Annotated in this window: 22 protein-coding genes and 1 pseudogene; 10 read left to right on the top strand and 13 right to left on the bottom strand. The window is 70.9% G+C overall.

The window, feature by feature from the left end; translation table 11 throughout:
* Window positions 1–15: 15 nt before the first annotated feature.
* On the bottom strand, window positions 16–1,716 hold the full coding sequence (locus KKZ08_RS12765) for an ABC transporter substrate-binding protein (RefSeq protein WP_223774559.1): 1,701 nt from the start codon (window positions 1,714–1,716) through the stop codon (window positions 16–18).
* A 215-nt stretch (window positions 1,717–1,931) separates the two neighbouring features.
* On the opposite strand from KKZ08_RS12765, the gene KKZ08_RS12760 reads away from it, so the two are divergent.
* Window positions 1,932–3,230, top strand: a complete 1,299-nt coding sequence (locus tag KKZ08_RS12760; protein WP_223774558.1) for an aminotransferase class I/II-fold pyridoxal phosphate-dependent enzyme — start codon at window positions 1,932–1,934, stop codon at window positions 3,228–3,230.
* A 50-nt stretch (window positions 3,231–3,280) separates the two neighbouring features.
* Here the strand turns inward: KKZ08_RS12760 and KKZ08_RS12755 are convergent, their stop codons facing one another.
* Together KKZ08_RS12755 and KKZ08_RS12750 are read right to left on the bottom strand one after the other, a co-directional pair.
* Entirely contained in the window at window positions 3,281–3,958 is a 678-nt protein-coding gene (locus tag KKZ08_RS12755; RefSeq protein WP_223774557.1) for an AIM24 family protein, read from the bottom strand.
* Window positions 3,959–3,995: 37 nt separating this feature from the next.
* Window positions 3,996–4,748 (bottom strand): SDR family oxidoreductase, encoded by a 753-nt coding sequence (locus KKZ08_RS12750; RefSeq protein WP_223779032.1) that lies wholly within the window; start codon window positions 4,746–4,748, stop codon window positions 3,996–3,998.
* A 176-nt stretch (window positions 4,749–4,924) separates the two neighbouring features.
* Here KKZ08_RS12750 and KKZ08_RS12745 point away from each other — a divergent pair, with 176 nt between their 5' ends.
* Window positions 4,925–5,554, top strand: a complete 630-nt coding sequence (locus KKZ08_RS12745; protein WP_223774556.1) for a TetR/AcrR family transcriptional regulator — start codon at window positions 4,925–4,927, stop codon at window positions 5,552–5,554.
* On the opposite strand, the gene KKZ08_RS12740 is transcribed toward KKZ08_RS12745, so the two are convergent.
* Entirely contained in the window at window positions 5,532–6,458 is a 927-nt protein-coding gene (locus KKZ08_RS12740; RefSeq protein WP_223774555.1) for a LysR family transcriptional regulator, read from the bottom strand. The two genes, KKZ08_RS12745 and KKZ08_RS12740, sit on opposite strands and share 23 nt — an antisense overlap.
* Window positions 6,459–6,628: 170 nt before the next feature.
* On the opposite strand from KKZ08_RS12740, the gene KKZ08_RS12735 reads away from it, so the two are divergent.
* Genes KKZ08_RS12735 through KKZ08_RS12725 form a run of 3 tightly spaced genes read left to right on the top strand, consistent with a single transcriptional unit; the run spans window position 6,629 to window position 8,296 of the window.
* A complete protein-coding gene (locus KKZ08_RS12735; protein ID WP_223774554.1) occupies window positions 6,629–7,123 on the top strand; it encodes a cupin domain-containing protein in 495 nt (164 codons plus the stop codon).
* 43 nt (window positions 7,124–7,166) lie between these two features.
* Window positions 7,167–7,958 carry an isocitrate lyase/phosphoenolpyruvate mutase family protein gene (locus tag KKZ08_RS12730; RefSeq protein ID WP_223774553.1) on the top strand — a complete coding sequence of 264 codons (792 nt, stop codon included), beginning with the start codon at window positions 7,167–7,169 and terminating at the stop codon, window positions 7,956–7,958.
* A gap of 53 nt (window positions 7,959–8,011) precedes the next feature.
* Window positions 8,012–8,296, top strand: coding sequence for a DUF6199 family natural product biosynthesis protein (locus tag KKZ08_RS12725; protein WP_223774552.1), 285 nt, complete (start codon window positions 8,012–8,014; stop codon window positions 8,294–8,296).
* Window positions 8,297–8,302: 6 nt separating this feature from the next.
* Here KKZ08_RS12725 and KKZ08_RS12720 read toward each other — a convergent pair whose 3' ends face one another.
* Both KKZ08_RS12720 and KKZ08_RS12715 read right to left on the bottom strand, forming a co-directional pair.
* Window positions 8,303–8,587, bottom strand: coding sequence for a DUF397 domain-containing protein (locus KKZ08_RS12720; RefSeq protein ID WP_223774551.1), 285 nt, complete (start codon window positions 8,585–8,587; stop codon window positions 8,303–8,305).
* A complete protein-coding gene (locus KKZ08_RS12715) occupies window positions 8,569–9,402 on the bottom strand; it encodes a helix-turn-helix transcriptional regulator (RefSeq protein ID WP_223774550.1) in 834 nt (277 codons plus the stop codon). The genes KKZ08_RS12720 and KKZ08_RS12715 overlap by 19 nt, the downstream gene beginning before the upstream one ends.
* A gap of 348 nt (window positions 9,403–9,750) precedes the next feature.
* Between KKZ08_RS12715 and KKZ08_RS12705 the strand changes: the two genes are divergently transcribed.
* From KKZ08_RS12705 to KKZ08_RS12695, 3 genes are all read left to right on the top strand, one after another.
* A complete protein-coding gene (locus KKZ08_RS12705) occupies window positions 9,751–9,966 on the top strand; it encodes a hypothetical protein (RefSeq protein ID WP_223779031.1) in 216 nt (71 codons plus the stop codon).
* A 319-nt stretch (window positions 9,967–10,285) separates the two neighbouring features.
* Window positions 10,286–11,035, top strand: a complete 750-nt coding sequence (gene recO / locus KKZ08_RS12700; RefSeq protein WP_223774548.1) for a DNA repair protein RecO — start codon at window positions 10,286–10,288, stop codon at window positions 11,033–11,035.
* A 44-nt stretch (window positions 11,036–11,079) separates the two neighbouring features.
* Complete coding sequence (locus KKZ08_RS12695; protein ID WP_223774547.1) at window positions 11,080–11,901, top strand: isoprenyl transferase; 822 nt, start codon at window positions 11,080–11,082, stop codon at window positions 11,899–11,901.
* 63 nt (window positions 11,902–11,964) lie between these two features.
* Here KKZ08_RS12695 and KKZ08_RS12690 read toward each other — a convergent pair whose 3' ends face one another.
* The 4 genes and pseudogenes from KKZ08_RS12690 to KKZ08_RS12675 all read right to left on the bottom strand — a co-directional run bounded on the left by KKZ08_RS12690 (window position 11,965) and on the right by KKZ08_RS12675 (window position 15,108).
* Window positions 11,965–12,366: a transcriptional repressor gene (locus KKZ08_RS12690; RefSeq protein WP_223774546.1), complete on the bottom strand. Its 402-nt coding sequence runs from the start codon at window positions 12,364–12,366 to the stop codon at window positions 11,965–11,967.
* An 80-nt stretch (window positions 12,367–12,446) separates the two neighbouring features.
* On the bottom strand, window positions 12,447–13,337 hold the full coding sequence (locus tag KKZ08_RS12685; protein ID WP_223774545.1) for a metal ABC transporter permease: 891 nt from the start codon (window positions 13,335–13,337) through the stop codon (window positions 12,447–12,449).
* Window positions 13,338–13,352: 15 nt separating this feature from the next.
* The gene (locus KKZ08_RS12680) at window positions 13,353–14,144 is read right to left on the bottom strand and encodes a metal ABC transporter ATP-binding protein (RefSeq protein ID WP_223774544.1); all 792 of its coding nucleotides are present in this window, start codon (window positions 14,142–14,144) and stop codon (window positions 13,353–13,355) included.
* Between the two features lie 32 nt (window positions 14,145–14,176).
* A pseudogene (locus KKZ08_RS12675) lies at window positions 14,177–15,108 on the bottom strand (metal ABC transporter substrate-binding protein).
* Between the two features lie 166 nt (window positions 15,109–15,274).
* Here KKZ08_RS12675 and KKZ08_RS12670 point away from each other — a divergent pair.
* Window positions 15,275–16,657 (top strand): glycine--tRNA ligase, encoded by a 1,383-nt coding sequence (locus tag KKZ08_RS12670; protein WP_223774543.1) that lies wholly within the window; start codon window positions 15,275–15,277, stop codon window positions 16,655–16,657.
* 36 nt (window positions 16,658–16,693) lie between these two features.
* Here the strand turns inward: KKZ08_RS12670 and KKZ08_RS12665 are convergent, their stop codons facing one another.
* Window positions 16,694–17,527 carry a helix-turn-helix domain-containing protein gene (locus KKZ08_RS12665; protein ID WP_223774542.1) on the bottom strand — a complete coding sequence of 278 codons (834 nt, stop codon included), beginning with the start codon at window positions 17,525–17,527 and terminating at the stop codon, window positions 16,694–16,696.
* A 78-nt stretch (window positions 17,528–17,605) separates the two neighbouring features.
* On the opposite strand from KKZ08_RS12665, the gene KKZ08_RS12660 reads away from it, so the two are divergent.
* A complete protein-coding gene (locus KKZ08_RS12660; protein ID WP_223774541.1) occupies window positions 17,606–18,031 on the top strand; it encodes a hypothetical protein in 426 nt (141 codons plus the stop codon).
* An 81-nt stretch (window positions 18,032–18,112) separates the two neighbouring features.
* On the opposite strand, the gene KKZ08_RS12655 is transcribed toward KKZ08_RS12660, so the two are convergent.
* Together KKZ08_RS12655 and KKZ08_RS12650 are read right to left on the bottom strand one after the other, a co-directional pair.
* Window positions 18,113–19,576 (bottom strand): MFS transporter, encoded by a 1,464-nt coding sequence (locus KKZ08_RS12655; RefSeq protein ID WP_223774540.1) that lies wholly within the window; start codon window positions 19,574–19,576, stop codon window positions 18,113–18,115.
* Window positions 19,577–19,615: 39 nt separating this feature from the next.
* Complete coding sequence (locus KKZ08_RS12650; protein ID WP_223774539.1) at window positions 19,616–21,115, bottom strand: MFS transporter; 1,500 nt, start codon at window positions 21,113–21,115, stop codon at window positions 19,616–19,618.
* Window positions 21,116–21,120 lie beyond the last annotated feature (5 nt).

Here is a 21,120-nt window from a genome sequence, read left to right as displayed (position 1 = left end):
CGAACCGGCCGTTCGTCAGGCCCACTTGGCCTGGAGCAGGTTGATCCCCGGATAGGGCTGGGCCTGGACGCCGCTGATCTTCTTCGGGTCCCAGGCCGTCATGAGTTCGTTGTGCACGACCGGATAGAGCACGGCCTGCTCGGCCACGACGTCGATGTAGTCCTGGATCATGGCCCGCTTCCTGCCCGCCTCCGGCTCGCGCGTGGCCTGCGCCATGTCCTTGAAGAGCTTCTTGGCGGTGGGGTTCTGGGCCCAGCGGGCGTAGCCCATCCAGAGGTTCTCGGGGCCGTAGTTGTAGTGCATGATCAGGTCGGCGTCGAGCCCGAACTGGTTGGGGTTCGAGGCGGCCGCGACGACCTGGAAGTCCTTCTTCTGGTCCAGCTTGGTGAAGACGGCGGTGGTCTCCTGCGGGTCGAGGGTGACCTCGACGCCGAGCTTCTCCCAGCCGTCCTGGATGGTCGGCAGGCAGTCCACGATCCAGCTCACGTTGACCGCCATGAGGTTGACCGTCAGCTTGCCGACGCCCGCCTCCCCCAGCAGCTTCCTCGCCTTCGCCAGGTCGTGGGCGTAGACGGTTTTGGCGGGCCGGTAGGAGGGGTTGGCCTCGTTGAGGAAGGACGTCGACGCCTTGCCGTGCCCCTTGAGGGCGGCCTCGATCATCTTGTCGCGGTCGATGGCGTAGTGCAGGGCCTGCCGCACGCGTACGTCGTCGAACGGCTTGTGCGCGGTGTTGAAGAGCAGGAAGAGGTTGTTCATGCCGGCGCCGCCCTCGACGGTCATGCCGCTCTTCTTCAGCTGCCCGATGTTGGCGTACGGGATGTTGTCGGCGATCTCCGCGTCCGCGCCGGAGCCGGAAATCTTGGCGACGCGCGGCGCGGCGTCCACGATCGTCAGCCAGTTCATCTTCTTGAAGGCGGCCTTGCGCGGGCCGTTGTAGTCCTCGAAGGCCTCGAAGGTGGTGTTCGACTTCGGGTGGTGCGCGGTCTGCCGGTACGGACCTGAGCCGATCGCCTTGCCCTTGGTCGCGTCCTCCCACGCGCCGGGCCGCGAGAAGACGTGCTTGGGCATGATCTTCGCGAGGGAGAGCCGCGCGGCGCCGTCGGGGAAGGGGAATTTGAGGATCAGCTCCACGGACAGGGCGTCGACCTTCCTGACCTCCTTCAGCCAGCTCGCGAAGAACCCCTTGGCGAGGGTCTGGGTCTTCGGGTCGAGGATCCGGTCGAATACGAACACCACGTCATCGGCGGTGACGGGCTTGCCGTCGTGCCACTTGGCGCCCGGCCGCAGGGAGAACTTCCACGTGGTCGCCTTGAGGTCGTCGGGGATCTCGGTGGCGAGCGCGGCATAGGGCTCACGGCTGATCGGGTCCGTGCCGAGCAGACCCTCGTAGATGTGTTCGTTGCCCGCCATGGCGAAGGCGGACGCGGTCTGGGTCGGGTCCCAGCTGCCGTCGTTGCCGTAGCCGATCACGGCCGTGAGCGTGGAGTCGCCGCCCTGGCCGCCGCCACCGGTCTCGTTCGTGGACTCGGGTCCCGCGGAGCAGGCGGAGAGCGTGGTGGTGACGGCGGCGGCCGCGCCCAGCGCTCCGGTGTACTTGAGGAAGGCCCGCCGGTCGGTCGGCGCGGCCGGGCGGGGGACGGTCCCGGTGGCCGGGCGGGGGCCCTCCTGGGCCGAGGTCCGAGGGATCAGGTGGCTCAGGTCGCTCTGGTCGCTCACTGTTTCTCCCCTTGTCTCCCTTGAGAGATCCCACGTCCTACGTCGTGGGTGGCGTGGCGACGATAGGAGGGGCAGGGGGGCCGGTCAAGGTCCCGCACACGGCATATCGACGCGTCGGCGGCCGGGCCCTTCTCACGGGTGAAAAGCCGGGGTGCCCGGTTTTGTATTCTCGGCAGGCGCGACCCATCGATGCGGCACCTGCGAGAGGCAACACCATGACCACCGAGCTGAGCCCCGACGCCCCGGCCCTGGCCGGCCTCCTGGAGCGGGCCAGGAAGGACTACGAGGACCTCGCGGGGCGCGGGCTCTCCCTGGACCTCACCCGGGGCAAGCCCGCACCGGAGCAGCTCGACCTCAGCGAGGACCTGCTGAGCCTGCCCGGCGGACGCCACACCTCCGCCGACGGCACGGACGTACGCAACTACGGCGGCCTCCAGGGCCTGCCCGAGCTCCGCGAGATCTTCGCCGAGCTGCTCCAGGTGCCCGCCGCCCAGCTGCTCGCCCTCGGCAACTCCAGCCTGGAGCTGATGCACGACTGCCTCGTGCACGCCCTCCTCGGCGTGCTGCCCGGCGCCACCTCGCGCTGGGTGGACCAGGAGCGCGTCGCGTTCCTGTGCCCCGTGCCCGGCTACGACCGGCACTTCGCGCTCTGCGAGCGGTTCGGCATCGACATGATCCCGGTGCCGATGACGGCCGACGGGCCCGACATGGACGAGGTCGAGCGCCTCGCCGCCGAGAACCCGGCGGTCAAGGGCATCTGGTGCGTGCCGAAGTACAGCAACCCCGACGGCGTCGTCTACAGCGACGAGACCGTGGCCCGCCTCGCCCGCATGGAGACCGCGGCCCCCGACTTCCGGATCTTCTGGGACAACGCCTACGCCGCCCACCACCTCACCGACGAGCCCGCCGAGATCGCCGACCTGCTCGGCGCCTGCGCCGAGGCCGGGAACCCGGACCGGGCGTTCGTCTTCGGCTCCACCTCCAAGATCACCGCGGCGGGCGCGGGCGTCGCCTTCTTCGGCTCCTCGCCCGCCAACGTCAAGTGGCTCCTCGCCAACAACCAGAAGCGCTCGATCGGCCCCGACAAGATCAACCAGCTGCGCCACGTGCTGTTCCTGCGGGACGCCGACGGTGTGCGGGCCCACATGGAGCGCCAGCGCGCCCTGCTCCAGCCCAAGTTCGAGGCCGTGGCCCGGATCCTCGACGCCGAGCTGGGCGGCACCGGCCTCGCGACCTGGACCTCCCCCAAGGGCGGCTACTTCGTGACCCTCCAGGTCCCCGACGGCTGCGCCAAGGACGTGGTGCGCCGCGCCGCCGAGGCCGGCATCGTGCTGACCCCGGCCGGCGCCACGCACCCCTACGGCGACGACCCGCGGGACGCCGTCATCCGCATCGCCCCCAGCTACCCGTCCCTCGCTGAGCTGGAGCAGGCCATGCACGGCCTGACCGTCTGCGTCCGCCTCGCCGGATACGAGCAGCGGGAGCGGGAGCAGCGGGAGCGCCGGGCCGTCTGACGCTTCGCTCAGGTGAGGGCCCCGGTGGGCGCGGGAGTGCGCGGCGGCACTCAGTGCTGCTGCGCCTTCTGCGGCGTCACCTCGCTCGGCCGCACGATGACGTGGCCCTCACCCCGAAGCATCAGCTGCACCGCCTCGCCCGAGCCGCCGCGGATCATCGAACCGATGGACTGCGAGCGGTGCAGGGACGTGGCGAGATCGGCGGTCCAGCCGACCACCGCGTCCGTGTCCACGTACACCGGCTGCTGCGGGGAGACGGGGATCACCAGCGGGTTGCCGTCGCAGACCAGGCCGAGGCGGCCAGCGCCCGTGAAGACGCTGTTGAACAGCCCGCCCCCGGCGATCCCCGAGCCCTTCACCGTCTTGATCTCGTACGAGAGGGTGGCGTCGAAGCACAGGACGTTGCGGCCGTTGACCGTGAGGACGTCGCCCGGTTCGACGTCGACGATGAAGCAGTTCTGCGCCTCGTGCGCGAACCACGCCTCGCCCTGGCCGCGCACGGCCATCAGCGGCAGTCCCTCACCGGTCATCGCGCGCTTGAGCATGCCGCCCACGCCCTGGCCCTTGCGCTCGAACTGCAAGTCACCGCGGTACGCGATCATCGCGCCCTGCCGCGCGAACATCTCACCGCTCACCGCGTACTTGATGGACTTGGCGTTCTGAAGGGTCATTCCGGGGGCCAGGGCCGGCTGCGCCATGTGGTCACTGGAGAACAAGTCACTCTTCATAGGGGCATCTTGGGCCAAGGGCGCCCCCACGCGGAAGCTAGGCGTTGGTGCCCGAGTCGACCGTTATCGCCGTGCCCGTGATGTTCCGCCCGCCGGGGCCCGCCAGGTGCAGGACCTGGGCCGCGACGTCGTCCGGGTCGAGGAAGCGGCCCAGGGCGGACAGGTCCCGCTGGAATTCCGCCTCGGGGGAGTCCGAGGGGTTCATGTCCGTGTCGGTGGAGCCCGGGTGCACGACGTTCGCAGTGATCCCCCTCGGGCCCAGCTCGCGGGCCAGCCCCCGGGTGAGTCCGGACAGGGCCGCCTTGCTCATCGCGTAGAGCGCTATGCCGCCGAAGGGTGTCCGCTCCGCCAGATTGCTGCCGATGCTGATGATCCGGCCGCCCTCCGGCAGGTGCCGCACCGCGCTCTGCGCCGCGAGGAACGCCGCGCTGACATGAATGGCCAGCGTGCGCTCCAACTCCTCGCGGGTGACGTCCTCCAACGGGCCGCTCGGAAATACGCCCGCGTTGTTCACCAGGATGTCCAGGCCTCCCAGCTCCGCCGCCGCGCGGTCCACCGCGCCCGTGACCGCGTCGGCGTCCGCCGCGTCCGCCTGGAGCGCCACGGCGCGCCGCCCCAGCGCCGCGACGTCCGCCACCACGTCCTTCGCCTTCGCCTCGCCGGCCGCGCTGACGTACGTGAACGCCACGTCCGCGCCCTCCGCCGCGAGCCGCCGCACGATCGCCGCGCCGATGCCCCTGCTGCCGCCCGTCACCAGCGCGGCCTTCCCCGCCAACGTCAACTCGCCCATCGCGCGCACGCCCCCCGCTTCTCGGCCCGTCACTGTGCCGGGCAACCGTCCGTGCCGGTCAGCTTTCTGTGCCGATCGACACAGAAATCGTCACACGCCCGCCCTCCCCCGTCAAGAGATATATTGAGTGAACGACACAGAAATCACCGCGCCAAGATCCTTAAGGGGTAGAGGTCATGACGGCGGCACGCGGGCGCCCCAGGAGCTTCGACCGGACCACCGCGCTGGAGCGCGCCATGGCCGTGTTCTGGGAGCAGGGGTATGAGGCGACGTCCATGACCGACCTGACCTCCGCCATGGAGATCCGCTCGCCCAGCCTCTACGCCGCGTTCGGCTCCAAGGAGAAACTGTTCCTGGAGGCCGTGGCCCTGTACGGCGCCACCGAGGGGGAGTTCATCGCCCGCGCCCTCGCCGACGAGCCGACCGCCAGGGAGGCCGTCGCGGCGATCCTCCGGGGGAACGTGCGCGCGTACACGGACGAGGCCAAGCCCGGCGGCTGCATGATCGTGCAGGCCGCCGCCAACTGCTCGGCGGAGAACGCGCCCATACAGGAGAGGCTCGCCCAGTGGCGCGAGGACGGAATCAGCAGCATCGCCCGCCGGGTCGAACAGGGCATCCTGAACGGCGAGTTGCCCGCCGACACGGACACCCGGGCGGTCGCCTCCTTCTACACCGCCGTACTTCAGGGCATGTCCGTCCAGGCCCGTGACGGCGCCACCCGCAGCGACCTGGAGAAGGTCGCGGAGCGGGCGATAGCGGCGTGGGACGTGGTCACGGGCGCGGTCAGCTCCTCGGCGACGGGGTAGAGCTCGCCCCCTGATTTGCCCCCTCCCGTGCCGTGGTGACAAGCAGCAGCTCGCGCAGGGCCGCACCCGGCGGCCCCGGCCGGACGGCGAGGCAGGTGACCACCGACGGCCCCGCCAGTGGTCGCACCGCCACGCGGGGCAGCGACGGCAGACCGCTCACCTCGTAGAACACGGTCCACGACGACTCACCCGGGCCGCCGATCGCCGTCAGTGTTTCCTGGAGTGTCGTGAACGGCGGCCCCAGAAGCGGCCGTTCCGCTCCCGCCGCACGCAGGGCCCCGGTGATCAGGTCGTGGAAGGGCGGGTTGTTCTCGCGCGGCGCGAGCCGCAGCGCCAGCCCGGCCGCCGTGAGCCGATCGAGCCGTAGGACCGTTTCTTCCGCCAGTGGATGGCCGGCGGGCAGCGCCACGTACAGCGGGTCGCTCCACACCGGCAGCAGTTCCAGCCCGGGGGCCGCGTCCAGCGCGCGTACGAAAGCGGCGTCCAGTTCGCCCGCCCGTACCGCCGCGAGCCGCTCGGCGGGCGGCAGGCGTCGCAGCGTGACCTGGAGGCCGGGCGCCCGCTCCGCCAGCTCGTTCAGTACGCCGAAGATCCGACCGCCAGGGGCCTGCACTCCGCCCACGCGCAGCACGCCGTCCGAGCCGCCCGCAACGTCGGCGGCGACCTGCCGGGCCCGCCGGGCCGCCGCGAGTACGGCCCGCGCCTCCGGCAGCAGCCGCTCGCCCGCCCCGGACAGCCGTACGTGCCGCGTGGACCGCTCGAAGAGGAGTACGCCCCACTCCCGCTCCAGGCGCCGCACTTGCTGGCTCACCGCCGACTGCACGATCCCGCAGCGCTCGGCGGCACGCGCGAACCCGCCCTCCTCGGCCACCGCCACGAAGTACTCCAGCTGCCGTAGCTCCATGCCCCCGCCTCGCTCCCGACTGGCCCCCGCCCCTGCCTGGATTGATCACGATCCGTGATTTCTGTGGGCGACAACAGCCGGTGGTACGCGATTGCTTCCCGGGTTCGAATGGCGTGCCAGACCGAATTCGCGCCCGCTCACCCACCCATATCCCCGAAAGGCCAGGACCCGTGGTCATACCCAACGGCAGCCCCAAGACACGCCCGCCGTTCGTCCGCCGCCCCACCGACGCCGAGTGCGTGCCCCTCCCGCATGGCGGCGGCTTCTCGCTGCTCGCCGACGCGAGCGACACCGGCGGCGCGCTCGGCGCGAACGCGCTGACCCTCGGCGAGGGCGCCGATGGTGCGCGCCCGCACTTCCACGCCCTGTCGCACGAACTGTTCTACGTCGCCTCGGGCACCGCCGAGTTCCTGCTCGACGGGGAGCTGTCGACCGTGGAGGAGGGCGGCCTCGTCGTGGTCCCGCCCCGCGTGCCGCACGCGTTCGGCGCGGCACGCGGCTCCACCGCCCGGCTGCTGGCCGTGCTGACGCCGGGCGTCGAGCGCTTCGGGTACTTCCGCGCGCTGGGCCGCATCCAGCACGGCCTGGAGTCCTTCGACAGTCTCCGCTCCGAACAGGACCTCTACGACGTGCACTTCCTGCCCACGTCGGCACCCTGGCGATGACGCTGCGGCCCGTACCGAAGCGTCGCCGCCGTACGGTCGGACCATGACGCTTCGCCACAAGGAATTCCGCGACCTGCACCGCCCCGGCGCACCCCTGCTGCTCCCCAACGCCTGGGACCACGCCTCGGCCGCCGCGCTGGCCGCCGCCGGGTTCCGCGCGGTCGGCACGACGAGCCTGGGGGTGGCCGCCGCCGCGGGGCTGCCGGACGGGGTGGGCGGTACGCGCGCGGAGACCGTACGGCTCGCCCGTGGCCTCGCCCGTCTCGACGTCCTGGTCAGCGTCGACGTCGAGGGCGGCTTCAGCGACCGCCCGCAGGACGTCGCGGCGCTCGCCGTCGAGTTGGCGGAGGCGGGCGTGGTCGGCGTCAACATCGAGGACGGCCGCCCCGACGGCACCCTCGCCGACCTGGACCGGCAGTGCGCGGTGATCCGGGCGGTGAAGGAGGCGACGGACGGCTGCCTCTTCGTCAACGCCCGCACGGACACGCACTGGCTGCCGGGGGACCACACGGCTGGGACCGAGGACCGGCTCCGCGCGTACGAACAGGCGGGCGCGGACGGCCTGTTCGTCCCCGGCCTGCGTGACGTACGCGTCATCGCCGAGCTGGCGTCGGCGCTCGACGCCCCCCTCAACATCCTCTACGCGCACGGCGGCCCCACCCTTCCCGAACTGGCCGAGGCGGGCGTGCGGCGCGTCAGCTGCGGGTCGCTGCTGTTCCGCGCGGCGCTGCACGGTGCCCTCGCCGCGGCCGAGGCGGTGCGGCAGGGGACGCCGCTCCCGGCGGGCATCCCTTCGTACGCCGACACGCAGGCACTGTCCGACAGCTTCTCCTGACAGCCGCTGCGCGCCCTTGCGGGGAAGGGCCGATTCCGCACCGTGTCAGGGGCATGTTCGAGGGCAACGGGGCCTCACCGGGCTGTGCGAGCCCGGAAGAACCGGAGAGAGAGGCCCCCTCCATGGCCGTGGTGTTCCTGTGCCTGTTCATCGTGATGGCGACGGTCCAAGTGGTGAAACCACAGCTTCTGTGGAGGGTGAACCGCCCTCTACAGAAGCCGTTCGTGAAGGACTACGACGCCACCGAGCCCAATCGCGCCGGCTACATGATGGAGCGGGCGGTGGGCTCGCTGGTGCTGGTCGCGGCGGTGGTCATGCTGGTCATCGAGCTGACCTGAGCGGTCTCACCGCAGGTCCGCCGTGACCGCGCCGGTGACGAACGCCTGCCAGGCGGCGGCGCCGATCACCAGGGCGGGGCCGTGCGGGACCTTGCTGTCCCGCACGGGGACGACGCCGGGGACTCCGTCGGCCACCTCGACGCAGTCTCCGCCCTGGCCGTTGCTGTAACTGCTCTTGCGCCAACGGGCGGCGCCGATGAAGTCGTAGGCGACCTCGACGCAGCTGCCGCCTTCGCCGTTGCTGTAGCTGCTCTTGCGCCAGCGGGCGGTGCTCAGGTCGTACTTGCGCATCGTCTGTAGTCCTCAGCCGCCGAGGTGATCAGGGCGAGGGACGCCTCCGGCGACAGCGCGGCGCCCCTGAGCAGATCGTATGTGCGCTGTGCGCGCTTCACCACTACTGGTTCGTCGACCAGGGTTCCCGCATACTCCGTTTCTGTATAGCCGGTTGGCGGCGCATCCTCGAACTCCATGAGCTTCAGCATCCCGCCCATGGAGGCGTGCGCCCCTGCCTCATACGGAAGCACCATCACCAACACGTGCCGCTCCCGCATCAGCGCTGCAACGTGGTCCAGTTGCTGCGCCATGACCGCCGGGCCGCCCACCGGGACGTAAAGCACATTCTCGTGCAGCACCACCCAATACTCGGGCCGTGTAGCGTCCTTGAGGATGCTCGCCCGCTCCAGCCTCGCGGCCACCTTCTCCTCGACGTACTCGTCCGTGACGAACGGGTTGGCTGCGATCATGACCGCACTGGCGTACTCCGCCGTCTGCAACAGCCCCGGAATCAGCGTCGGCGCGAACTCACAGATGCGCGTCGCCAGGGCCTCCAGCTCCACGACCGCCGCGAAATAATCCGCATACCGCTTGTCATCGATCAGCTTCCGGCACATTCGCTCGAAAAAACCACCGGTTTGCAGTACCTCGTCGATCCGCTGCGCCACATCCAACTGTGGCTTGCGAATGGCCTGTTCGAACTGCCCGACGTAGCCACCGGAGACGAAAACCCTTGTGCCCAGGGCCGATTGAGTGAACCCCGCGTCCTCCCGTCGCCGCTTCAGCTCCGTGCCGAAGAACTCCCACGCTGCCTGACGTGAACCATTGGCCATGGCCAACCGCCTTCCGCTGCCCCGCAGTTGTAGAGGGCAGACTCCTGCCAAGTGTAGATGCGGTGCGTCACCGTAGGGGCACGAAGAGTGAAAGCCGGAAGTGAAGGGGAGTGACGTGACGGCGGAATCCAAGCGCCACGCAGAGGTATGCGTCGAACTGGCGGAGGAAACATTGAGGGAATTGCGCGCCGCACTCGCACGAGCGGGAATTGCTCTGCCGTCCTTGCGGATCGACCCGGCGTCGGTCGCCAGGGAGGCACCGTGTCCGCGTATCGAATTGGGCGGTTGTTCCGCCGACGTGGCGGCGCGTCTGGCCGCCGCGCTGAGGAGCGCGCCGTGAACCATCCCGTGAACCTCCCCGTCGGCTCGTACGTCGTCGACACCCGCAATGGCCGCGTCGGCAGGGTCATGGGCTACGAGGGGCCCTACGTCCAGCTGCGGCCCTACGGCGGCGGCCGGGAGTGGGACTGCGCCCCGGAGGCGATCCGGGCGGCGACGACGGCGGAGCGGCTGCGCGCGGCGACGGCGTACGCGAACGCGCGGAGCCGGGGGGAGGTGCCTTGACGCTCAGCCGTACCGGGTGACGTTGCAGACGTAGACGCACTCGTGACGCGGCACGGGCAGGAAGCTGATGAAGCCGCGCCCGCCGAGGAGATCGAACTCACGCAGCCGGCCTTCGCGGTCGATCGGTCGGCCGACCCCGTCGGTGAGCTACTCCTCGCTCGGGTTCCAGTCCCAGGACCAGTCGGTCACAGGCAGGCCTCGGCTTCCGCCTCGTCCCGGATGCGGCGGATCTCGGCGATGGCGTCCGCCGGGTCTTGGTCCGCAGCGTTCACTGCTCCCCCCGGACCTGTGACCCCCTCGCGTACGCGAGAATGGCCCCATGAGTCTGTTCCGCGACGACGGCATCGTGCTGCGCACCCAGAAGCTGGGTGAGGCGGACCGGATCATCACGCTGCTCACGCGCGGTCACGGGCGGGTACGCGCCGTGGCGCGCGGCGTGCGGCGCACCAAGTCGAAGTTCGGGGCGCGGCTCGAACCGTTCTCCCACGTCGACGTCCAGTTCTTCGCGCGCGGCAGCGACCTGGTCGGGCGCGGCCTGCCGCTGTGCACCCAGAGCGAGACCATCGCTCCCTACGGTGGCGGGATCGTGACCGACTACGCCCGCTACACCGCCGGCACGGCCATGCTGGAGACGGCGGAACGGTTCACCGACAACGAGGGAGAGCCCGCCGTGCAGCAGTATCTGCTGCTCGTGGGCGGCCTCCGGGTGCTCGCCAGGGGTGAGCACGAGCCGCACCTCGTCCTCGACGCCTTCCTGCTGCGCTCCCTCGCCGTGAACGGCTACGCGCCCAGCTTCAACGACTGCGCCAAGTGCGGTCTGCCGGGGCCGAACCGGTTCTTCTCGGTCGCGGCGGGCGGCTCCGTCTGCGTCGACTGCCGGGTGCCCGGCAGCGTCGTACCGTCGGCGGAGACCCTGACCCTGCTGGGCGCGCTCCTCACGGGCGACTGGGAGACGGCGGACGCGTGCGAGGCGCGGCACGCACGCGAGGGCAGTGGGCTCGTTTCGGCCTATCTGCACTGGCACCTGGAGCGCGGACTGCGGTCTCTGCGATACGTAGAGAAAAGCTGAGACAAGCTGAGCAGCATCACCTGTGACGTAGGAGAGAGAGCCCCATGGCACGACGCGGAATCCTCGGACGGTCCCGCCGTGAGTACAAGACCCCCGAGCCGCACCCCACGGGCGCACGGCCGCCGAAGATCCCCGGCGAGCTGGTGCCGAAGCATGTCGCCATCGTCATGGACGGCAACGGCCGGTGGGCGAAGGAGCGCGGGCTGCCGCGCACCGAGGGGCACAAGGTCGGCGCGGAGCGCGTCCTCGACGTCCTCCAGGGCGGCATCGAGATGGGCGTCGGCGCGATCTCGCTCTACGCCTTCTCCACCGAGAACTGGAAGCGGTCCCCGGACGAGGTGAAGTTCCTGATGAACTTCAACCGCGACTTCATCCGCAAGACCCGCGACCAGCTCGACGAGCTCGGCATCCGCGTGCGCTGGGTCGGCCGCATGCCGAAGCTGTGGAAGTCGGTCGCCAAGGAGCTGGAGATCTCCCAGGAGCAGACCAAGGGCAACGACAAGCTCACCCTGTACTTCTGCATGAACTACGGCGGCCGCGCCGAGATCGCCGACGCCGCCCAGGCCCTCGCCGAGGACGTGAAGGCGGGCCGTCTCGACCCGTCCAAGGTCAGCGAGAAGACCTTCGCGAAGTACCTGTACTACCCGGACATGCCGGACGTCGACCTGTTCCTGCGCCCGAGCGGCGAGCAGCGCACCTCCAACTACCTGCTGTGGCAGAGCGCGTACGCCGAGATGGTCTTCCAGGACGTGCTGTGGCCGGACTTCGACCGCCGTGACCTGTGGCGGGCCTGCCTCGAATACGCCTCGCGCGACCGCCGCTTCGGCGGGGCGATCCCCAACGAGCAGCAGATCGCCGACAGCTAGGCACACGCGGCGGAGGGGGCCCGCGCCGGTCCGGCGCGGGCCCCCTCATGCACGTACGTACCGCTACTTGCTCGCGCAGTCCGCGCAGGTGCCGAAGATCTCGACCGTGTGCGCCACGTTCACGAAGCCGTGCTCGGCGGCGATCGACTCGGCCCACGTCTCGACCGCGGGGCCCTCCACCTCCACGGCCTTGCCGCAGACACGGCAGACCAGGTGGTGGTGGTGCTCGCCCGTCGAGCAGCGGCGGTAGACCGTCTCGCCGTCGCTCGTGCGCAGCGCGTCCACCTCGCCGGCGTCGGCGAGGGACTGGAGCGTGCGGTAGACGGTGGTCAGTCCGACCGAGTCACCCTTGTGCTTGAGCATGTCGTGCAGCTCCTGCGCACTGCGGAACTCGTCCACGTCGTCGAGTGCCGCGGCCACTGCCGCACGCTGGCGGGTGGACCTGCCTCGAACCGGGGCTCCCACGGTTGTCTCCTCGTGTCTGCGCTCTGGTCTGGGCCTGCTGGGCTTGCCGGGCCATTGTGCCAGGTCGCCCAGAACTCAGGTCAGAGCTTGGCTGCCGGCTGGGCCGGAACCGAGCACTCCGCGGGATCGCCGGTCGCCTCCGCGGCGGCCACGGCCCGCGCCCTGCGCCGGGCCAGCGGCGTCGCGAGCACCGTCAGCGCGATGAAGACACCGATGGTGAGCAGCACGATCGTCGCGCCGGGCGGCACGTCCTGGTAGTACGACGTCGCCGTGCCGCCGATCGTCACCGAGACGCCGATCGCCACCGAGATCGCGAAAGTCGCCGCGAAACTGCGGGTGAGCTGCTGCGCCGCCGCCACCGGCACCACCATCAGCGCGGAGACCAGGAGCAGGCCCACGACCCGCATGGCGACCGTGACCGTCACCGCGGCGGTGACGGCGGTGAGCAGGTTCAGGGCGCGCACCGGCAGGCCCGTCACGCGCGCGAACTCCTCGTCCTGGCTGACCGCGAAGAGCTGGCGGCGCAGACCGATCGTGACGAGGACCACAAACGCGGCGAGCAGGCAGATCGCGGTGACGTCCTCCTCGGAGACCGTGGAGAGCGAGCCGAAGAGGTACGACTGGAGGTTCGCGTTCGAGCCGCCGGGCGCGAGGTTGATGAACATCACGCCGCCCGCCATGCCGCCGTAGAACAGCATGGCGAGCGCGATGTCACCGCGCGTCTTGCCGTACCAGCGGATCAGCTCCATCACCACGGCGCCGACGATCGCGACCGCCGTCGCCATCCACACGGGCGAGGTCGAGAGCAGGAAGCCGAGGCCGACGCCCGTCATCGCCACGTGGCCGATGCCGTCGCCCATCAGGGCCTGGCGGCGCTGCACGAGGTAGATGCCGACGGCGGGCGCGGTGATGCCGACCAGGACGGCGGCGAGCAGGGCCCGCTGCATGAAGGCGTATTCGAGGATTTCCATCGTTCTTGCTCGCCCTCAGGTCAGCAGGCCGGTACGGACCGGTTCCGTGTCGGCGGGGTGCGGGTGGACGTGGTCGTGGCCGGGCAGGGCGTGCTGGCCGACGGCCCGCGGGGGCGGCCCGTCGTGCAGGACGCAGCCGTCGCGCAGCACCACGGCGCGGTCGATCAGCGGCTCGAGCGGCCCCAGTTCATGGAGGACTAGCAGGACCGAGGTGCCCTTCGCGACCTGCTCGCGCAGGGTGGCCGCGAGGACCTCCTGGCTCGCCAGGTCGACGCCCGCCATCGGCTCGTCCATGATCAGCAGCTCGGGCTCGGAGGCCAGTGCGCGGGCGATCAGGACCCGCTGGTGCTGGCCGCCGGAGAGGGCGTTCACGGAGTCCTTGGCGCGGTCGGCCAGGCCCACCAGGTCGATGGCGCGGGCGACGGCCTCGCGGTCGGCCTTGCGGAGCAGGCCGAAGCGGGCCCGGGAGAGCCGCCCCGACGTGACGACCTCGCTGATCGTGGCGGGCACGCCGCCCGCGGCTGTGGTGCGCTGCGGGACGTACCCGACGCGGGCCCAGTCGCGGAAGCGGCGGCGCGGGGTGCCGAAGATCTCGACCTCGCCGCCGCTGACCGGGACCTGCCCGATGACCGTGCGGACGGCGGTGGACTTGCCCGAGCCGTTGGCGCCGAGCAGGGCGACGACCTCGCCTCGGCCCACGGTGAGGTCGATGCCGCGCAGCACGGGGCGCGAGCCGAGCTCGGCCGTCACCTTGCGCAGGGATATGACGGCTTCACCTGAGCCGGGGGAGTCAGGGGACTTGCTCATGGCTCGTGCCTCCGTAGCCACAGGGGGTGGGGTCACTTGGCGCCCAGGGCCTTCCGCAGGGCCTGGAGGTTGGAGTCCATGACCTCGATGTAGTCGTCGCCCCTGGACTTCTTGGTGATGCCCTCGATCGGGTCGAGTACATCAGTCTTCAGGTTCGCGTCCTTCGCCAGGGTCCTGGGGTCCTGGCTCGTCGTCGTCGTGACGAGCTGATGGCCTCCTCGGTGAGGCCGTAGCGCTCGGCGAGGTAGCCGAAGGCGGCGTGGGTGGTGATGAAGACCTTCGGAGGCGCCGCCTTGGTGTTCTTCAAGCCGTCTTCGAAGCGCTTGTTCAGGCCATCGAGCTTCTTCACCAGCTTCGCGGTGTTCTTCTCGTACGTCGCCGCGTGGTCCGGGTCGGCCTTCTGAAGGGCCTTGCCGACGCCCTCGGCGACCTCGGCGTACCGCACCGGGTCGAGCCAGATGTGGGGGTCGGAGCCTTCGTGGGAGTGCTCGTGGCCGTGGTCTTCGTGGCCCTCTTCCTCGTGGCCTTCCTCGCCGTGCTCGGCATGCTCGTCCTCGTGGCCGTCGGCGTGGCCGCCGACCTCGGTGCCGTGCTTCTCCATGCTGGTCAGGGAGGCGGCGTCGACCTTGGTCTTGATGCCGGACTGGTCGATCGCGTCGTCGACGGCGGGCTGGAGGCCCTTGAGGTACAGGGCGACGTCGGACTCCTCCAGCTGCCCGCGCTGCTTGGCGGAGACGTCGAGGTCGTGCGGCTCCTGGCCGGCGTCGGTGAGGTTCGTGACGGAGACGTGGTCGCCGCCTATCTGCTCCGCGAGGTACTGCATGGGGTAGAACGACGCCACCACGTCGAGCTTGCCGTCCTTGTCGTCCGCGGCGGAGGAGGAGCAGGCGGTCAGTGCCGTGAGGCCGAGGACCGTCGCGGAGGCAAGGGCGGCGGTGGGTATCAGGCGTCGTCGTACGTTCATGACACTCATTTTCAACAAATGTGGAAACGATTGTCAACAAGGGGCCCCGGTGAAGGTCCCGGCAAGGAGCCCGAGGCCGCTTGTGGGGAACCGATTTGATTAGGGGGGTCTGGCCGCCGGTAACCTGAGGCATTCGCCTCGCCCACCGTCTTATGAAGAGAGCACCGTGGCCGCCGACAAGATCGACACCATCGTCAGCCTGAGCAAGCGCCGTGGCTTCGTTTTCCCGTGCAGTGAGATCTACGGCGGCCAGCGCGCCGCCTGGGACTACGGACCGCTGGGCGTCGAGCTGAAGGAGAACCTCAAGCGCCAGTGGTGGCGCTACATGGTCACCTCGCGCGAGGACGTCGTCGGCATCGACTCGTCGGTGATCCTGGCGAGCGAGGTCTGGCAGGCCTCCGGCCATGTCGCGACCTTCTCCGACCCGCTCACCGAGTGCCTCTCCTGTCACAAGCGCCACCGCGCCGACCACCTGGAAGAGGCCTACGAGGCCAAGCACAACCGCCCCCCGGCGAACGGCCTCGCGGACATCAACTGCCCCAACTGCGGTACCAAGGGCCAGTTCACCGAGCCCAAGCAGTTCTCCGGCATGCTCGCCACGCACCTCGGCCCGACGCAGGACACCGGCTCCGTCGCCTACCTGCGCCCCGAGACCGCGCAGGGCATCTTCACCAACTTCGCCCAGGTCCAGCAGACCTCGCGCCGCAAGCCGCCGTTCGGCATCGCGCAGATGGGCAAGTCCTTCCGCAACGAGATCACGCCCGGCAACTTCATCTTCCGCACCCGCGAGTTCGAGCAGATGGAGATGGAGTTCTTCGTCAAGCCGGGCGAGGACGAGCAGTGGCAGGAATACTGGATGGAGCAGCGCTGGAACTGGTACACCGGCCTCGGCCTGCGCGAGGAGAACATGCGGTGGTACGAGCACCCGAAGGAGAAGCTCTCCCACTACTCCAAGCGCACCGCTGACATCGAGTACCGCTTCCAGTTCGGCGGCAGCGAGTGGGGCGAGCTGGAAGGCGTCGCCAACCGCACCGACTACGACCTGTCGGCGCACTCCAAGGCGTCCGGCCAGGACCTCTCGTACTTCGACCAGGAGGCCGGCGAGCGCTACACCCCGTACGTCATCGAGCCCGCCGCCGGTGTCGGCCGCACCATGCTCGCCTTCCTGCTCGACTCGTACTTCGAGGACGAGGCGCCCAACGCCAAGGGCAAGCTGGAGAAGCGCACGGTCATGCGCTTCGACCACCGCATCGCCCCGGTGAAGGTCGCGGTGCTTCCGCTCTCCCGCAACCCGGAGCTGTCCCCGAAGGCCAAGGGCCTCGCGACCGCCCTGCGGCAGAACTGGAACATCGAGTTCGACGACGCGGGCGCCATCGGCCGCCGCTACCGCCGCCAGGACGAGATCGGCACCCCGTACTGCGTCACCGTCGACTTCGACACCCTCGACGACAACGCCGTGACGGTGCGCGAGCGCGACTCCATGAAGCAGGAGCGCGTCTCCCTCGACCAGATCGAGGGCTACCTCGCGACGCGGCTCGTGGGCTGCTGACCCTCTTCGCGCGGTGCGTGAAGCCCCCGGTTCCTCTCATGGAGCCGGGGGCTTCGCCGTATGTGTGCGTGCCTGGGTCTGCTTCTGTGTCTGTACGAGGATCGCGGCGTCCTGCGGCCGGGGCGCGAGGAGCAGGGTCATGCCGTACGCGCGGGGCGAGCCGCCGTCCTCGGTGATGTCCACCGTGCGCGGGGCGAAGTCGCCGACCGAGCGGCAGGCCCACCAGTCCGCCAGGTCCGGCCGCGCGGACCGCAGCAGCCCGGTGAGGTGCCGGAAGCCCTCGGCGTCGGGGCGGCGGTCCGCCCGTGTGCGCAGGTGCCGGTACAGGTCCATGGCGACCGGCTCCCAGCCGGGCAGCAGCCGCTGATGCCGCGCGTCGGTGACCAGCAGGAGCAGCAGATTCCGCCGGTCCTCGGGGAAGGCCGCCGGGTCGGGCCACAGCGAGGTGTACGCGTGGTTCCAGGCGAGGATGCCCAGGGCGGGGCCCAGGAGCAGCGCCGGACTGTCGGGCCAACTGTCCAGCACGGCCCTCAACTCGGGGTCGTACGCGGGCCGCGCGTCGCCCGGCGCCGGGGCGAACCCGGCGAGGGCCAGCGCGTGCCGGTGGGAGGCGTCGTCCAGGCGCAGGGCGCGGGCGACGGCGTCGAGCACCTGCCGGGAGGTGTCCACGCGGCCCTGCTCCAGCCACGTGTACCAGGCGACGGAGACCCCGGCGAGCACGGCGACCTCCTCGCGGCGCAGCCCCTTCGCGCGGCGGCGTGCGGTGCCCGGCAGCCCGACGTCACCGGGCGTGAGGCGCTCGCGGTGGGCGCGCAGGAAGCCGCCGAGTCCCGACCGGAGCGTCGCCGAGGTTGCCGTCGTGGTCGCCATGGGCCCAGCCTATGACCTGGACTCACCCCCACCGATGCCTCTCTGGCAGCGGCGGGCGGCCGGGCCGAGGCTGGTCCCATGACTGACACCCCGACGATGTGGCGCCGCCGCAACGACTCCACGGACCTGCCCGCCCCCCGCCCCTTCCTCCGCGTCTACACCGGCCCCGGCACGCTGGACGCGCTGGCGGCCTCGTACGAGCGGCTGCTCGGCACCGAGCGGGACATGTGGTTCACGTATCCGGAGAAGAACCTCGCCCTCGCGGCGGTCGGCGCCTTCCTCCTGATCGAGGGCACGGAGGAGACCCTGGCCCCCTTCCGCGCGACGCACGGCACGCTGCTCGTCGACTCGGCGCGGGCGTACCTGGAGCGCCTGGCGGCGGAGGGCGCGGAGATCACGGAGCCACTGATCAAGGTCCCGACGGGCTCGGGGTTCACGGCGCGGCACCGGGACGGGACGGTGATCGAGTACGTGGAGCACCGGCCGACGGAGGAGGGGTTGTAAGGGTTGTAACGGAGGAGGGGGGAAGCCGTCGGTGCCGGAGGCGGCGCCTGAGGCCCACGTGCGGGCCGGTGGCGCCGGGCGTCACGTGTCAGCCGTTCGATGACCGGCGTCCGGTGCCGTCTCCGGTGCCTCCAGGCGTTCCGCCGTCCGCTCCGCCGTCCCCCGCGCCCACCGCCCGCTGGACAGCGCCCCGATGAGCAGTACCGCCAGGCCGCAGCCCGCGATGATCCACCAGGCGGGGCGGCTCGCCTCGGTGAAGGTTGTCGCGTACGAGGACGTGGCGACCCCGGATGCCAGTACCGCGCCGATCACCGCCACCCCCAAGGTCTGGCCGATCTGGCGGCTGGTGGAGGCGACCGCCGCGGCGACGCCCGCCTGGGCGCGTGGCATGCCGGCGACCGCCGTGTTGGTGATGGGGGCGTTGACGAAGCCGAAGCCCAGGCCGAAGACGACGTATGCGGCCAGGCGCGTCCCGCCCGAGTCCTCCGCCTCGAACGCGGCGAAGAGGACGCCCGAGACCGTCATCGCCACCCCCGCGATCAGCAGCGGCAGGCGCGGCCCGCGGCTGCCGACCAGGCGGCCCGACAGCGGCGCGCAGACGAACGTCATGGCCGCCATCGGCAGCATCCACAGGCCGGCGTGGAGTGCGTCGAGGCCGCGTACGTCCTGGAGGTAGAGCGTCGAGAGAAAGAAGAAGCCGCTCAGGGACGCGAAGGCGCAGACCGCGATGGCCGTCGCCCCGCTGAACGGCGCCGACCCGAAGAAGCGCAGGTCGATGAGGGGTTCGGCGCGGCGAGGTTCGTAGGCGAGCAGGCCGAGCAGGGCCGCCAGGGCCGCGCCCGCGAAGGCGAGGGTCAGCGGGGAGGTCCAGCCCACGCTGGGCGCCTCGATGATCGCGTACGTCACCGCGCCGAGCAGCACGATCACCAGGAGCTGTCCGACCGGGTCCGGGCGGCGCGGCCGAGGGGCGCGGGACTCGGGGACGTACCGGATGGTCAGCAGGAGCGCGGCGAGGCCGACCGGCAGGTTGACCCAGAAGATCGAGCGCCAGCCGACCGAGTCGACGAGCAGACCGCCGACCAGCGGGCCCGCCGCCATGGAGATGCCGACGACGCCGCCCCAGACGCCGATGGCGCGGGCCCGTTCGCGGGGCTCGGTGAAGGTGTTGGTGATGATCGACATGGCGACGGGGTTGAGCATCGAGCCGCCCACCGCCTGGATCATGCGGAACGCCACCAGGCATTCGAGGTTCGGCGCGAGGGAGCAGAGCACCGAGCCGAGGGTGAAGACGACAAGCCCCGTCTTGAAGACCCTGCGGCGGCCGACGCGGTCGGCGGTGGAGCCGGCGAGCATGAGGAGCGAGGCGAGGACGAGGGTGTACGCGTCGATCGTCCACTGCATGCCCGAGACGCTCGCGTCGAACTCCTCGCGCATGGTGGGGAGCGCGACGTTCAGGACGGTGTTGTCGAGGCTGACGATCAGCAGGCTCATGCAGCAGATCGCGAGGACGAGCATCCGTCGGCGGGGGGTGAGTTCATCGGGCATGTAAGCGACGGTAGTCCTCAGGCGTGGGCAGGGCCCGGCTCAGCTCAGCCGTCGTGGCAGCCCCAGGCTCAGCACCGCCAGGCCGAGCAGGCCCACGCACTGCACACCGAGTACGACGGCGAACGCGTCGCGCATGCCGAGTCCCGGCACCAGCGCGAGGAAGAGCGAGCCGACCGTCGCCACGCCCACCGCCAGGCAGGACTGCTGCACGGTGGCCGCCAGACCGCTGCCCGCGCCCGCCCGCGCGGCGGGCACCGCGGCGAGCACGATCCGGTAGTAGAGGGCGAGTTCGACGCCCTGGCCGAGGCCGCACAGGGCCAGATCGGGCGCGAGCGCCAAGGGGCCGAGCGAGGGCCACGGCAGCCACAGGACCGTCAGGGCGAGCACCACCAGGCCCGAGCCGTGCACCAGCGCGCAGAGCGTCATCGCCCGGCCGCCGAGCCGGGCCACCAGGCGCGGCGCGAACATCGACGCCGCGATCTGCGTGACGCCCATCGGGACGATGGTCAGGCCCGCCTTGAGCGCGCCGTAGCCGAGGCCCTGCTGGAGCACGATCGCGCTGACGAACATCCAGCCGCTGAACCCGATGAAGATCGGCAGGCCGAGGACGAGGCCCCTGCGGACGCCGGGCGCGCGCAGCAGGGACGGGGGCAGCAGCGGGGCGCCGCCGGTGTGCTCCGCGCGGCGTTCGACGGCGAAGAACGCCCAGGCCAGCGGCGGGGCGGCGGCGAGCGTCAGCAGCGACCAGAGGGGCCAGCCGGTGGCCCGTCCCTCGGACAGGGGCAGGAGCAGGGCGGTCAGCGTGGCGCCGAGCAGGAGGGTGCCGCAGATGTCGCCGCGGCGGGGCTGCCCGGCCCGGCTGTCCGGTACCGCGCGCAGTGCGCACAGCAGGGCGGCGACCGCGACCGGCACGTTGACGAGGAACGCCATGCGCCAGCCGGTGCCCGCGAGGTCGGCGGCGACCAGGACCCCGCCGAGCACCTGCCCGAGGAGGACGCCGAGTCCGCTCACCGAGCCGTACAGCGCGACGGCCTTCGCGCGCCGCTCGCCCCCCGTCGTGGCGTGGATGGTGGCGAGGACCTGCGGCAGCATCAGCGAGGAGGCGGCGCCCTGCGCCACGCGCGCCCCCACCAGCCACCACGCGCCGGGCGCGAGCCCGCAGGCTAGCGACGTCAGGCCGAAGGCGGCCACGCCCCACTGGAAGAGCCTCTTGCGCCCGTACGAGTCACCGAGCCGCCCGCCGAGGACGAGCAGCACGGCGTAGGCGACCGCGTACCCGGCGACGATCATCTCCAGTGTGGCGGGGGAGGCGTGGAGGTCGCGTTCGATGCTGGGCAGGGCGACGTTGACGATGAAGAAGTCGATGCTGGAGAGGGCGGCGCCGAGGAGGACGGTGAACAGACCCAGCGGGGTGAGTGGGGTCAGCGGGGCGAGGCCCGTGGGCGCGGCGGCCTGCACGGAAGTCTTCTCGGAGTCGGGCTTGAGAGTCACGGCTACGACGATGTTGCGGCCCGCAGAGGGGTACCAGAGTCTCTTCATCCTGG

It is taken from the genome of Streptomyces sp. 135, from assembly GCF_020026305.1.
In the GTDB taxonomy this organism is placed as follows: domain Bacteria; phylum Actinomycetota; class Actinomycetes; order Streptomycetales; family Streptomycetaceae; genus Streptomyces.
Note: the sequence above shows the minus strand (reverse complement) of the source record. Positions and strands in the feature narration are given on the sequence as shown.